Here is a 13,177-nt window from a genome sequence, read left to right as displayed (position 1 = left end):
GGCGGTCGTGGCGCCGCGGCTCCCGGCCCGCCGACCGGCGGTGTTCCGCCCGGTAGCGGCCGGGAGTGGTGCCCAGGTGACGGGTGAAGGCGTGGGAGAGGGCGTACGGGGAGCCGTAGCCGACCCGCCGGGCGACGGTGTCGACGGGCTCGTCGGTGTCGCGCAGGAGGGCAGCCGCGCGGGTCATGCGCCACCAGGTCAGGTACGCCATGGGCGGGCGGCCCACTCGGGCGGTGAACCGGCGGGCGAGTGTCGCGCGGGACACGCCCGCCCGGGCGGCCAGGCGCTCCATGGTCCACGGGCGGGCGGGGTCGTCGTGCAGGGCGCGCAGGGCGGCGGCCACGGCGGGGTCGCTCAGGGCGGCCGGCCAGCCGGTGGCGGTACCGGCCGGGGTCCGCGTCGTCCAGGCGCGGACCATGTACACCAGCAGCAGGTCGAGCAGACCCGGGAGGACGACGCCTGCCCCCGGGCGTTCGGCGGCGGTTTCCCGGCCGAGAAGATCGATGGCGGCGCGCAGTTCGGGGTCGCGCCCGGGGCGGTCCGGCAGATGGACGACGTCCGGGAGCTCGGCCAACAGGGGGTGGCCGTGGGTCCGGTCGAGCCGGTACTTGCCGCAGAGCAGTTCCGCCGCCGGCCCGTCGGAGTCGTGCGCCGCCGGGGCGAGCGGAGGCGGCAGCGGGTTTCCCGATTCCCGGGCGGCGAGCCATGCTTCGAACGGGACCGCCCGGTCGATCGTGTCCCGGCCGGCCGGGGAGTCGGCCACCACGTGGCCGGTGCCGTGCGGGAGCAGGACCGCGTCGCCCACCGAGAGTGCCACCGCGGACCCGCTGTCGGTGAGCAGCCAGCAGCTTCCCTCCAGCACTACGTGGAAGCCCGCACCGCCGTAGGAGGCGAATCGGCTGCACCAAGTCCCGGTGACGCGCACCCGGTTGGCGGAGGGCCGTCCCGTGCGGACGGCCGAGATCGCATCGCTGACCACATCCATGGCCCCACCCTATGGTCCGGAGTGAGACGTATGCGTATCCGCGTGAGGTGCGGGCGCATTGAGCGGCTCATGGGCTGTTCCTAGGGTCGTTCGGGAGAGAGCCGGACGAGCGGAGGAACCATGGAGCGGATCACACTGGGAGATGTCGAGATCACCCGGATCGTGGAGTGGCAGGGGCCGTTCGCCCCCGCCGGGGCGATCGTCCCGGAGTGCGCACCGGGGGTGTGGAAGGCGAACGAGGAGTGGCTGGCACCGGACTTCTGGGAGCCGGACGGCGACGCCTTCGTCGCCGCGCTGCAGACCTGGGTGCTGCGCAGCGAGGGGATGACGGTGCTGGTCGACACCGGGGTGGGCAACGGCCGCGAAAGGCCGTACACACCGCAGTTCGACAACCTCGCGACGGATTTCCCCGAGCGGCTCGAGCGGGCCGGCGTGCGGCCGGAGGACGTCGATGTCGTCGTCAACACGCATCTGCACGCGGACCACGTGGGCTGGAACACGGTGGAGAGGGACGGGGAGTGGGTGCCTGCGTTTCCCAACGCCACGTATCTGATGCCGGCGGCGGACCACGCGCACTTCGACCCGGACGGGTCGTCCGTCCGCCGGCCGGCGCCGCACGGGGAGGACGGGCGGCTGCGGCGGGAGACCGACCGGCTGGTGTTCGAGGACAGCGTGGCGCCCGTTCACCGGGCCGGACAGGCCGTGCTGTGGGAGGGTACCCATCGCATCAACGCCCATCTGACGCTGGAGCCCGCGCCGGGCCACACGCCCGGTTCGTCGGTGCTGCGGCTGGCTTCCGGCGGTGACCGGGCCGTCTTCGTGGGCGATCTGCTCCACAGTCCGGTGCAGATCCTCGAACCGTCCTGCAGCAGCTGCTTCTGCGAGGACCCGCGCCGGGCGGCGGAGAGCCGGCGCCGCGTCCTCGCGCGCGCGGCCGACGAGCGGGAGCTGGTCGTCCCGGCCCACTTCGGCGGCCGCGGCGCGGCGGAGGTGCGGCGCGAGGGTGCGCGGTTCGCGATCTCCCGGTGGGCGGCCTCCCACTGACGCCTTCCGGCGCCGCCGGGCGGGACGGCGGGACGGGTCGCGCGGGCGGGGCGGGCGGACGGCCGGGGCGGACGGACGGCCGGGGCGGGCCGGGCGAGTGGGGCGCGCGGAAAACGGGTTGTTCCGGCGGGCCCGCGGCCCTCAGGATCGGCGCATGAACACGCTGACCGCTCTCGCCCCGCTGCCGCCGACCTCCGCCGACCGTTCGGTGCGGGAGCAGCAGCAGACCGGCCGGCACCGAGGACCGATTCCCGTCCGCGCGTGATCGCCGCCCTGGTCGCGGGGCTGCTCGCCGGGTACGGCATCGCCATCCCGGTGGGAGCGGTCGGGACCTATCTGGTGGCGCTCACCGCGCGTACGTCCTTGCGGGTCGGCGCGGCCGCCGCGATGGGCGTGGCCACGGCCGACGGTCTCTACGCACTGGTCGCCGCCGTCGGGGGTTCGGCGCTCGCCCCGCTCGTCGCACCGGTCACGGTCCCGCTGCGCTGGGTCTCGGCCGTGGTGCTCGTGGCCCTGGCCGTCCGCGGGGGCGCCGCCGCGGTGGCGCGTTACCGCGAGCGGCGGACGGCCGCACGCGGCGAGGAGCCGCCGCCCGGCGCCGCCCGGGCCTTCCTCGGCCTGCTCGGGATCACCCTGCTGAACCCGATGACCGTGGTCTACTTCGCGGCCCTGGTGCTCGGGAGCCGGACGGCGGCGGCACCGGACCGGTGGGAGCAGGCCGTCTTCGTGGTCGCCGCGTTCGCGGCCTCAGCAAGCTGGCAGCTGCTGCTCGCCGGCGGCGGAGCGCTGCTGGGCCGGGCCCTGACCGGTGACCGGGGGCGGCTGCTGACGGCCCTGGCCTCCAGCGCGGTGATCATCGCCCTCGCGGGGCACCTGCTCCTGTCACCGTCATGACGGCAGCCCCTCGGGGCGCGGGGGCGGCGGTTCCGCGGTTCGCTCACGGTGCCACGGGGCCGCGACCGGTGCAGACGCCAGGCGGCCAGGGACTCGTCACGGGTGCCGCGCGGGTGGTCGAATACCAGGCCCGCTGGAAGCGGTTGAAATCGAACTGGGCTCCGACCTCCTGGGGCCGGGCCGCCTCCGCACGCGTGTCGTGCCAGTGCCGGACGGCGTCGGCCAGGGTCCGGCCGGCGCTGTCCGCGATGAGGGCCGCGGCACCTGGCTGCACCGCCGGCCCGCGGGGACGACCGTGTCGGGGCCGACGGGCGACGCCGCGAGCTGTACGGCGCCTCGCGCCCCGTGGGCGGGCGCGGTTCAGGGGGCCGGTATCCGCGCCGAGGTCAGAAGCCGAGGAGGTGCCCGGCGAGGCGGGTCGGCGACCGGTCGGGGGCGGTTGCGTCAGCACCGGCGGTGGCGCCGGTGCCGGTGTGGGTGTTCCCGTACGCCTGGACGGAGCCGTTGCCGTTGTGCGTCGAGATCGTCCGGTCGCCGACCGCGGCGGCCATCGGGGCGGCGGCCCCCAGCACGGTGGCGGCGGCCAGGCCGGCGGTGAACAGAACCTTCTCGATCATGGGTGTCCCTTCGCGGTCGGTCCGGAAGCTGTTGCTCCACGCGCTCTGAGTAACAGCCCGGGACCTCACGAGGGCACGGCACAACGGACTGATCACCCCATTTCGACGGGGGCTCGGACGAGCGATCCGTACTCGGTCCAGGATCCGTCGTAGTTCTTGACGACGGGGTAGCCGAGCAGTTCGTGCAGCGCGAACCAGGTGTGGGAGGACCGCTCGCCGATCCGGCAGTAGGCGATGACCTCGCTGTCGGACGTGATGCCCTGGGCGGAGTACAACGCCGTCAGCTCCTCCGCCGACCTGAAGGTGCCGTCCTCGTTGGCCGCCTGCGACCAGGAGATGTTGACCGCGCCGGGGATGTGGCCGGGGACCTGCGCCTGTTCCTGCGGCAGGTGCGGCGGCGCCAGCCTCTCGCCGCGGAACTCCTCCGGGGACCGTACGTCGACCATGCGCACGGCCGACCCCACACTGTCGAGCACCTCGCCGCGCAGGGCGCGGAACTGGGGGTTCTCCCGGCCGGTGAGCGTGTAGCCGGTGTGCTGGTAGTCCATGACCTCCTGGGTCATGTACCGGCCTTCGAGCTCCCACTTCCTGCGGCCGCCGTCGAGCAGCCGCACCTTGCGGAAGCCTCGCAGCCGCAGGATCCAATAGGCGTACGCCGCGAACCAGTTGCTGTTGGCGCCGTAGAGGATCACCGTGGTGTCGTCCTCCACGCCGGCCGCGGCCAGCAGTCTTCCGAGCGCGTCGCGGTCGAGGTGGTCGCGTCCCACGTCGGCGTGCAGGTCCGTGGCCCAGTTCCAGCTCACGGCGCCGGGGATGTGGCCCTGTTCGTACGCGTGGGTGTCCTCGTCCACCTCGATGACCCGGACCGTTCCGTCGTCCAGATGGGCGGCCAGCCACTCGGTGTCGACCAGCGTCTCGGGATGTGCGTAGCCGTTGCTGCCCATGGCCTTCTCCCGCCTATACGTGTCCCCTGAGCTCCTGGACACCTCCCCGGACCACCGCGGTGACCGGGATGCCGGCGGCGTCCAGCAGGCTCGCCGCGAGGGTGGCCCGGCGGCCGCTGCCGCAGACCGTCCAGACCTCGCGGTCCCTCGGTACCTCGCCCAGCCGCCGCGGCAGTTCGGCCAGGGGCACGGCCTGTGTGCCGGGCACCGGGTCCCCGGGGCCTTCCGGCCGGACGTCGAGCACCCGTGCGCCACCCGGCCGCCGGGCCAGTTCGGTGGCGTCGGCGGTGCGGAACCCGCGCAGCGGACGGCCCGCGGCGGCCCAGGCGCCGACCCCGCCCGCCAGATATCCGGCCACGCTCTCGTAGCCGATCCGCAGCAGTTGGACCATCGCCTCCTCGGCGGCCTCGCGGGCCGGCTCGGGGAGCACCAGCACCAGCCGCGACCCGAACGGGACCACCTCGCCGACGAGGCTCGCGAACCGCTCGTCCAGTTCGTCGCAGAGCGCCCCGGGCAGATGGGCCTCGGCGAACGTCACGCGGTCACGTCCGTCGACGATCCGCGCCCCGCCGCCCGCGAGCCCCTCGACCATGCGGGGCGTGAGCGGCCGGAGCCCGGGCGGGCCGCCGAGCACCGCGGGCCCGTGCCGGTTGATGTCCGCCATGTAGTGGTAATACGCCGGGTACGGCGGCAGTCCCGAGAGACGTTCGCCGATGAAGTCCTCCTCGTCGCGGGCGGTGAGGGTCGGGTTGGTCCGCCGCTCGGCGCCCACGGTGGTGGTTCTGCCCCGGGCCACCGGGCCGGCCGTACAGGAGCTGCCCGCGCCGTGCGTCGGCAGTACGCGCGTGGCGTCCGGCAGCAGCGACAACCGCCGCAGCGAACGGAACTGGGCGCGCGCGAGCTCCTCGGTGTGCTCCTCGCCGGACAGGTCGGTGCGCCCGGCGTTGCCGACGAGCAGGCTCCCGCCGGTGAAGACGGCGGTGGGTTCGGGGCGCGTGTCGTCGAAGACGAGGTAGGAGGTGTGTTCGGCGGTGTGGCCGGGCGTCTCCATGGCCCGCACGGTGGTGTCGCCCACGACGATCTCGTCGTCCTCGGCCAGCGGCAGGTGGCCGAAGGCGTACGGGGCGCGGGCCGGGCCGGCCACCGTGGCACCGGTCGCCGCACGGACCTCCAGCGCGCCGGAGACGTAGTCGTTGTGGACATGGGTCTCCAGGACGTACCGGATGCGCACCCCCCGGGCGCCACAGGACTCGATCAGCTCCCAGCTGTCCCGCTGCGGATCGACCAGCGCGGCCTCGTCCCCGCTGAGGAGGAGATAGCTGGTGTCACCGAGTGACGCGGTGGTCATGACCTGTATCTCACTCATGCCGTCACCTCACACGACGACCACGTCCACGGACGCCACGGGATTGCAGCCGTACCCGTGGGCGTTCCACGGCGCACGGAGCGGCTGGGTGTCGCCGCGCGCGTCGGTCGCACGGGCGATCAGCCGGTAGGGGCCGGGCCGTCGGGGCGTCCACCGGTAGGACCAGCCCGTCCACGCGTAGGGGCCGGCGGGCTCTTCCAGCTCCGCGGCGGCCCATGCGCCGCTTTCGTCCTCCTCGCCCCGCGCCAGGACCTCGACCCCGCGCACCGGCACCCCGGCGCCGGACCAGGCCCGGCCGCGTACGACGGTGGGGTGGCCCCGGTTGACGGGCGTGTCCGGCTCCGGCTCGACGATCAGCGATTTGACCCGGAGGTCCGCGACGGGCCCGTCGGGTGTGCCGCGCGACGCCACGTAGACGTACTCGTCGGTCTGGAAGACCCCGGTGAACGGCTCGGTGACCACCCTTGCCGCGACCAGCCACTTCACGTCGGCGACCGCGTACCTGCCCGGTACGACGAGGCGGACGGGCGCGCCGTGTTCGGGGGTGAGCGGCTCGCCGTTCATGCGGGTGGCGAGCAGGGTGTCGGGGTGCAGGGCCACGTCGAGCGGCAGGCTGCGCTCGAAGGAGTCGGCGCCGGTGAAGACGATCTCGACCGCGTCGTCCTTGATGCGCACCGGCCCGAGGAGGGTACGGAACGGCACCCCGGAGAAGCGCACACAACCGACCGCCCGCTGCCCCCAGGGCAGGCCGGGCGGGCGGGGTGTCATCAGGCTGCGGCCGTTGCCCGCGCACTCCATGACGACGTCGAGTTCGCGGTGCGGGAGCGCGGCCAGCTCGTCGTGTCCGATCTCCACCGGTGCGAAGACGGCGCCGTCGAGCCGCAGCCGTCGGCCGGGGTCCGGGCGCGGCCGGCCGAAGTGGTCGCGTACGAAGAGGGCGGCGGCCGGTGTGACGGGCCGGGTGAGTGCGGCCGACGGCGTCTCGGCGTTGTACGGGTCGGCCGTGACCGTCTCGGGCGCCCAGGCCTTGGCACCGGGCCCTCGTGGAATTGCCGGTGTGGTCATGGCGGCAGCCTTCCGCCGGGTGCGCGTCGGGGAACGCGACGCGGGTGTTCCCAGTCTAGGTCCGGGTGCCAAGGCACACTCGGCGACCCGCGAAAGCCCTATTCCAAATTAATCCATCCATACCTCTTGACTGGGGACAAATAGGGAGGACACTCATCAATACACCGGACAACCGGAAAGAGCCGCACCAGCTTTCGGAGACGTCCGAAGGCCCGCGTGACTCTTTTGGTCGGCTCCGGCCAGGCCCCCGACGGCACCCGTCGGTGAGGGAGCCACCAGCGACGGCTGATGGCCCCGCGAACCGATGAGGACGCCGGGGACTGCTCTGTCGGGGACACATATGAGCCGCCCCCGGCCGGAACGATCCGGCCGGGGGCGGCTCATGCGTGCGTCGCGTCGGACGCTGCTGCGCGGGTCGCGTCAGGCGAGGGTGGCCAGCGCCTGGTTGAACGTCGCCGACGGACGCATGACGGCCGAGGCCTTCGTGACGTCCGGGCGGTAGTAGCCGCCGATGTCGGCCGGCGTGCCCTGGACCGCGATCAGCTCGTCGACGATCGTCTGCTCCTGCTCGGTGAGGGTCTTCGCCAGGGGCTCGAACGCCTCGGCGAGCTTCACGTCGTCGGTCTGCCGGGCCAGCTCCTGGGCCCAGTAGAGCGCCAGGTAGAAGTGGCTGCCGCGGTTGTCGATGCCACCGAGGCGGCGGCTCGGCGACTTGTCCTCGTTGAGGAACGTACCGGTGGCGCGGTCGAGGGTGTCGGCGAGGACCTGGGCGCGGGCGTTGCCCGTCGTCGTCGCGAGGTGCTCGAAGCTGACGGCCAGGGCGAGGAACTCACCGAGGCTGTCCCAGCGCAGGTAGTTCTCCTTGACCAGCTGCTGGACGTGCTTCGGGGCGGAGCCGCCGGCGCCCGTCTCGAACAGACCGCCGCCGTTCATCAGCGGGACGACCGAGAGCATCTTGGCGCTGGTGCCCAGCTCCAGGATCGGGAAGAGGTCGGTGAGGTAGTCGCGCAGCACGTTGCCGGTGACGGAGATGGTGTTCTCACCGCGGCGGATGCGCTCCACGGACAGCTTGGTGGCCTCGACGGGGGCGAGGATCCTGATGTCCAGGCCCTCGGTGTCGAACTCCGGCAGGTACGCCTTGACCTTGGCGATGAGCTGCGCGTCGTGGGCGCGGGTCTCGTCGAGCCAGAAGACGGCCGGGTCGCCGGTGGCGCGGGCGCGGCTGACGGCGAGCTTCACCCAGTCCTTGATCGGCGCGTCCTTGGTCTGGCAGGCACGGAAGATGTCGCCCTCGGCGACCTCCTGCTCCAGGACCGTGTTGCCGGCCTCGTCGACCAGACGGACGGTGCCCGCGGCGGCGATCTCGAAGGTCTTGTCGTGGCTGCCGTACTCCTCGGCCTTCTGGGCCATCAGACCGACGTTGGGAACGGAGCCCATGGTGGCCGGGTCGTAGGCGCCGTTGGCGCGGCAGTCGTCGAGGACGGCCTGGTAGACACCGGAGTAGCTGCTGTCCGGAAGGACGGCGAGGGTGTCGGCCTCCTGGCCGTCCGGGCCCCACATGTGGCCGGAGGTGCGGATCATGGCCGGCATGGAGGCGTCGACGATGACGTCGCTCGGGACGTGCAGGTTGGTGATGCCGCGGTCGGAGTCGACCATCGCCAGGGCCGGGCCCTCGGCGAGCTCGGCCTCGAAGGACGCCTTGATCTCGGCACCCAGGTGCGGCACGGACTCCAGGCCCGTGAGGATGGCGCCCAGGCCGTCGTTCGGGGAGAGACCGGCGGCGACCAGCGCCTCGCCGTACTTCGCGAACGTCTTCGGGAAGAAGGCGCGCACCACGTGCCCGAAGACGATGGGGTCGGAGACCTTCATCATCGTGGCCTTGAGGTGCACCGAGAACAGCACGCCCTCGGCCTTGGCGCGGGCGACCTGGGCGGCCAGGAACTCGCGCAGCGCGGCGACGCGCATCACCGAGGCGTCGACGACCTCACCCGCGAGGACGGGTACCGACTCGCGCAGAACGGTGGTGGTGCCGTCCTGGGCGACGTGCTCGATGCGCAGGGAGCCGGCCTCGGCGATGACCGTGGACTTCTCGGTGGACCGGAAGTCGTTGTCGCCCATCGTGGCGACGTTCGTCTTCGAGTCGGCGGACCAGGCGCCCATGCGGTGCGGGTGGGCCTTGGCGTAGTTCTTGACCGAGGCGGGGGCGCGGCGGTCGGAGTTGCCCTCGCGCAGGACCGGGTTGACGGCGCTGCCCTTGACCTTGTCGTAGCGCGCGCGGACGTCCTTGTCCTGCTCGGTCTTCGGGTCGTCCGGGTAGTCCGGGAGGGCGTAGCCCTGGGCCTGGAGCTCGGCGATCGCGGCCTTCAGCTGCGGGATGGAGGCCGAGATGTTCGGCAGCTTGATGATGTTCGCGCCGGGCGTCTTGGCCAGCTCACCGAGTTCGGCGAGCGCGTCGTCGAGGCGCTGGCCCTCCTCCAGGAACTCGGGGAACTGGGAGATGATCCGCCCCGAGAGCGAGATGTCCCGGGTCTCCACGGTGACCCCGGCCGTCGAGGCGTACGCCTGGATCACAGGCAGGAACGAATGCGTCGCCAGTGCCGGCGCCTCGTCGGTGTGCGTATAGATGATGGTCGAGTCAGTCACCGGGTGCTCCACTCTCCACGTCTGCAACATTTGCTCGACATCAAGATATCTCGTGATCGGCTTTCTCAGGAAAGGGCCCTGCCTCCGGGGGCGCGGCCGGGGGCCGGGCGGACGGCGGGGCCCTCCGTACGCGGGCGAGGACCAGGACGGTGTCGTCGGTCGGCGGATGCGGCATGAGGCGGACGAGGAGCCGGTCCGCGGTGTCCTCCAGGGGCTCGGACGCCTGGCCCAGCTCGGCGCGCAGCGCCTCCAGCCCCACCTCGATGTCCCGGCCGCGGACCTCGATGAGTCCGTCGGTGTAGAGGGCGAGGGTGGCGTCCTCGGGCAGGTCCACCGTGAGGGTGCCGAAGCGCCGGCCGCCGACGCCGAGGGGTACGCCGAGGACGTCGCCGATGGTCTCCACCCGGCCGTCCGGGTGGCGGACCATCGGCGGCGGGTGGCCGGCGCTGGCGATGCGGGCACGGCCGGTGGCGGGGTCGTACACCACGTAGAGGCATGTGGCGAGCTCGATGCCGGCCTCCTGGACGCACTCGTCGAGTTCGGCGAGCAACTCGTCCGGTGCGGGGTCGTGCCGGGCCAGGGCCTTGCTGGTGATGCGCAACCGGCCCATGGCGGCGGCGGCCGGTACCCCGTGGCCCATGACGTCGCCGACGACCAGGGCGACCTGTTCGCCGGGGAGGCGGACGACGTCGTACCAGTCGCCGCCGACCTCGGTGACGCGGCTGCCGGGCACGTACCGGTGCGCGATGTCCATGTAGGGGCTGGTGGCCAGGACGCTGGGCAGCAGGGCGCGCTGGAGGGTCAGGGCGATGTCCTGGACGCGACTGTAGAGGCGTGCGTTGTCGAGACAGAGCGCGGCGCGGGAGGTGAGTTCGGCGGCGAGGCTGAGATCGTCGTCGGTGAAGGCGGGCCGGGCGTCGGACCGGCCGAACATCGCGAGGCCCTGGACCGTGCCGCGGGCGATGAGCGGCGCGACGAGGATGCAGACGAGGCCGCTCTCGGCGAACAGCCGGGCACGGGACTGGACGCTCACGCTCGTGGCCAGGAACTCCTCGTTCACCTCGGCGGCGATGGGGCGGCCGGTGCGCAGCATCTGGTGGATGACGGACCCCGGCGGGTAGCGGACCCTCTCCACACCGCTCACCAGCTCGGTGGCGGGTGGTGGCAGGACGGTGCCGGAGGCGATGCGGCGGGTGAGGAGCGGGAGCTCGGGGTCGATCGCCTCGGCCTCGTCCAGCCGCTCGACCACCTCCACGACGGCGCCGTCGGAGAAGTCGGGTACGGCGGTCTCGACCAGTTCGCGTGCGGTGACGTCGACGTCGAGGGTGGTGCCGATCCGGGCGGCGGCGCGATCGAGCAGGGCGAGTCGCTGCCGGCTCGCCGTGGCCTCCAGGATGGCCCGCTCGCGGTCGGTCACGTCCACCAGCAGCCCGCCCACGCCGGGGAGGGTGTCACCGGCCCCGGTCAGCGGGAAGAGGCTCACCGAGCGCACCTGGTCCCTGTCGGGACGGCCGCGGGTGCGCATCCCGACCAGCATCCCGACGACGGGCGGACCGCCGTCGGCGACGCTGCGCAGTATGCGCCGGTACTCGTCACCGTCGGTCGTGATCATGACCTCGTCCATCCGCCGCCCGAGGTGGGCCCGGATGGGCAGGCCGTCCATGTCGGCGAGCGCCTGGTTGAGGTGGACGTACCGCAGGTCCCGGTCGAGCATGACCAGGCCGATGGGGCAGGTCTCGAAGAGAGCGTCGAGGAACACGAGGTTGGTCTTGACCCGGTCGAGCTCGTCGCCGCGGCTGGCCAGGCCCATGATCACGGAACGCCCCTCGGCGCCGGTCACGGGGAAGACGCGGAAGCCGCAGTCGAACACCGTGCCGTCGCGGTGCCGGGCCGGGAGCCGCACGCGCCAGTAGCCCAGGGTCCGGCCGCGTTCCGCCAGCCACGCGCACCTGCCGGGGTCGGCGAAGAGCCCGGCGCCGGGCCGGGAGAGGATCGATCCGGGGTCGTACCCGAAGAGCTCGTGGGCGCCCGGGCCCCAGTAGCAGACCCGGTCGTCCTCGTCGAAGCCGAAGACGGCCACGGAGACGTGCTCCAGCAGCGTTCCCGGCTCGGATCGGAGAATTCCGGGAGCGGGCTCGCCCCTGAGCGGGTCTGCTGACACCGAGCGCTCCCTCCATGACCCCTTTGTCCTCCATTGTGCGTATGAGTCGCCACTCCGGCCGCCCCGGAAGGCCGCACGGGATCAGGAGACGTGCGCGCCGATGAGCCGGTGCAGCGCGATGGCCGCGGTGCGGCCGAAAGCCGGGTCGTTGAGGTGGGTGCCGACCTCGATCACCTCGACGGAACTGCCGCGAAGGCCGCCGCGCAGGGCGTCGAAGAGGGCCCGGTCCGCCTCCGGATCGTGGTACGGGCCGCCGGGCGCGCCGAGGGTGGACAGCCCGCGCAGGGGCAGGCAGACCGCGGTGGGGCCGGTGGCCGCCCGCAGTTTGGCCGCGACGCGACCGCCCAGCTCGGCGCACTCCTCGGCCGTGGTACGGACGACCGTGATGGACGGGTTGTGCACGCGAACATGGCGGTCGCGCATACGTGCCGGGACGGTGCCTACCGGGCCGAACTTCACCATGTCGAGCGCGCCCGGGCTCACCACCTGCGGAATGCCCCGCCGGCCGGCGGCGAGGAGCCGGTCGGGCCCCGCGGTGAGGATGCCGCCGCAGAGGTCGTCGGCGAGTTCGCTGAGGGTCAGGTCGAGAACGCCCGCGAAGAGCCCGCGGTCCGCCAGGGACTCCAGGGTTCTTCCACCGGCGCCGCTGGCGTGGAAGACCAGCACCTCGTAGCCGAGTCCGGTCAGCCGGTCACGGGCGGCGTCGACACCGGCCGTGGTCACACCGGCCATGCTCGCCGCGATCAGGGGCCGCCCTTCGGCCCCGAGCTCGGCGGGCCACAGCTCGCGGGAGCCGGCGGCGAACTCCTTCGCCATGCCGGCGACGGCGTCGACGGCGTTCGCCAGCACCGGGGCCGAGACACTGTTGATACCGGCGATGTCGACGACGCTGTACATCATGGTGATGTCCGTGGAGCCGACGTACGCCGACACGTCACCCGAGGCCATCGAGGAGACCATCACCTTCGGCACGCCGAGCGGCAGTTCCCGCATCGCCCGGGTGGCGATCGACGTACCGCCGCTGCCGCCCAGCGCGAGGACGCCGTGCACCCGGCCTTCCCGGTGCAGCCGCCGCAGGGTTTCGGCCGCGCCCCTGGCCATGGCCGTCACGGCGGCTCCTCGGTCGCCCTCGGCCCGTAACCGCTCCAGGTCCGCGCCGGCCGCCCGCGCCACGTCGGCGCGGGGGACGTCCGCGGCGGTCTTCGGCTCGCCGATCACTCCCGTGTCGACCACCATGACGTCGACCTCGTGCCGCAGCAGCCGCTCGCGCAGCCACCCGTATTCCTGCCCCTTGGTGTCGAGGGTGCCCACCAGTACGACGTTCGCCATGCACGTACTCTCACGCGCCCCCGCAGGCCCGGCAAGAGCACTGGCCAAGGGTCGCCAAGTCGTGCTATGGGGAGGTGAGTTGAGGCGAAGAGCCGGCCATGCGCCGGCCTGTCCCGGTCGTCCGACCGG

The 13,177-nt window shown here is 72.9% G+C and carries 9 protein-coding genes and 1 pseudogene; 2 read left to right on the top strand and 8 right to left on the bottom strand.

What is annotated here, in order from left to right; all coding sequences use genetic code 11:
• Positions 1-46: 46 nt before the first annotated feature.
• Positions 47-985 (bottom strand): annotated as a pseudogene (locus tag ACY34K_RS26410) (AraC family transcriptional regulator); the annotation flags it as partial.
• A gap of 120 nt (positions 986-1,105) precedes the next feature.
• Here ACY34K_RS26410 and ACY34K_RS26405 point away from each other — a divergent pair.
• Together ACY34K_RS26405 and ACY34K_RS26400 are read left to right on the top strand one after the other, a co-directional pair.
• Positions 1,106-2,029: an MBL fold metallo-hydrolase gene (locus tag ACY34K_RS26405; protein ID WP_462751352.1), complete on the top strand. Its 924-nt coding sequence runs from the start codon at positions 1,106-1,108 to the stop codon at positions 2,027-2,029.
• A 261-nt stretch (positions 2,030-2,290) separates the two neighbouring features.
• Positions 2,291-2,923 carry a LysE family transporter gene (locus tag ACY34K_RS26400; protein ID WP_462751350.1) on the top strand — a complete coding sequence of 211 codons (633 nt, stop codon included), beginning with the start codon at positions 2,291-2,293 and terminating at the stop codon, positions 2,921-2,923.
• A gap of 386 nt (positions 2,924-3,309) precedes the next feature.
• Here the strand turns inward: ACY34K_RS26400 and ACY34K_RS26395 are convergent, their stop codons facing one another.
• The 7 genes from ACY34K_RS26395 to ACY34K_RS26365 form a co-directional block, all read right to left on the bottom strand.
• Positions 3,310-3,540: a hypothetical protein gene (locus ACY34K_RS26395; RefSeq protein WP_462751348.1), complete on the bottom strand. Its 231-nt coding sequence runs from the start codon at positions 3,538-3,540 to the stop codon at positions 3,310-3,312.
• 92 nt (positions 3,541-3,632) lie between these two features.
• Positions 3,633-4,484: a sulfurtransferase gene (locus ACY34K_RS26390; protein WP_462751346.1), complete on the bottom strand. Its 852-nt coding sequence runs from the start codon at positions 4,482-4,484 to the stop codon at positions 3,633-3,635.
• 13 nt (positions 4,485-4,497) lie between these two features.
• Positions 4,498-5,850, bottom strand: a complete 1,353-nt coding sequence (locus ACY34K_RS26385) for an MBL fold metallo-hydrolase (RefSeq protein WP_462751344.1) — start codon at positions 5,848-5,850, stop codon at positions 4,498-4,500.
• A gap of 9 nt (positions 5,851-5,859) precedes the next feature.
• Complete coding sequence (locus ACY34K_RS26380; RefSeq protein ID WP_462751342.1) at positions 5,860-6,915, bottom strand: molybdopterin-dependent oxidoreductase; 1,056 nt, start codon at positions 6,913-6,915, stop codon at positions 5,860-5,862.
• A 420-nt stretch (positions 6,916-7,335) separates the two neighbouring features.
• The gene (locus ACY34K_RS26375; protein WP_462751340.1) at positions 7,336-9,558 is read right to left on the bottom strand and encodes an NADP-dependent isocitrate dehydrogenase; all 2,223 of its coding nucleotides are present in this window, start codon (positions 9,556-9,558) and stop codon (positions 7,336-7,338) included.
• A gap of 40 nt (positions 9,559-9,598) precedes the next feature.
• Positions 9,599-11,719: a SpoIIE family protein phosphatase gene (locus tag ACY34K_RS26370; protein ID WP_462751338.1), complete on the bottom strand. Its 2,121-nt coding sequence runs from the start codon at positions 11,717-11,719 to the stop codon at positions 9,599-9,601.
• An 81-nt stretch (positions 11,720-11,800) separates the two neighbouring features.
• On the bottom strand, positions 11,801-13,048 hold the full coding sequence (locus ACY34K_RS26365; protein WP_462751336.1) for a Tm-1-like ATP-binding domain-containing protein: 1,248 nt from the start codon (positions 13,046-13,048) through the stop codon (positions 11,801-11,803).
• Positions 13,049-13,177 lie beyond the last annotated feature (129 nt).

Source organism: Streptomyces sp. STAM6, assembly GCF_054963715.1.
The sequence above is the reverse complement of the archived record's forward strand: the minus strand, read 5'-3'. Positions and strand labels throughout refer to the sequence as shown.

What these genes read in the sequence shown, in the direction of transcription:
- ACY34K_RS26405 (WP_462751352.1), top strand. Translation starts at nt 1,106, where the DNA reads ATGGAGCGGATCACACTGGGAGATGTCGAGATCACCCGGATCGTGGAG.
- ACY34K_RS26395 (WP_462751348.1), bottom strand. Translation starts at nt 3,540, where the DNA reads ATGATCGAGAAGGTTCTGTTCACCGCCGGCCTGGCCGCCGCCACCGTG.
- ACY34K_RS26390 (WP_462751346.1), bottom strand. Translation starts at nt 4,484, where the DNA reads ATGGGCAGCAACGGCTACGCACATCCCGAGACGCTGGTCGACACCGAG.
- ACY34K_RS26385 (WP_462751344.1), bottom strand. Translation starts at nt 5,850, where the DNA reads ATGAGTGAGATACAGGTCATGACCACCGCGTCACTCGGTGACACCAGC.
- ACY34K_RS26380 (WP_462751342.1), bottom strand. Translation starts at nt 6,915, where the DNA reads ATGACCACACCGGCAATTCCACGAGGGCCCGGTGCCAAGGCCTGGGCG.
- ACY34K_RS26365 (WP_462751336.1), bottom strand. Translation starts at nt 13,048, where the DNA reads ATGGCGAACGTCGTACTGGTGGGCACCCTCGACACCAAGGGGCAGGAA.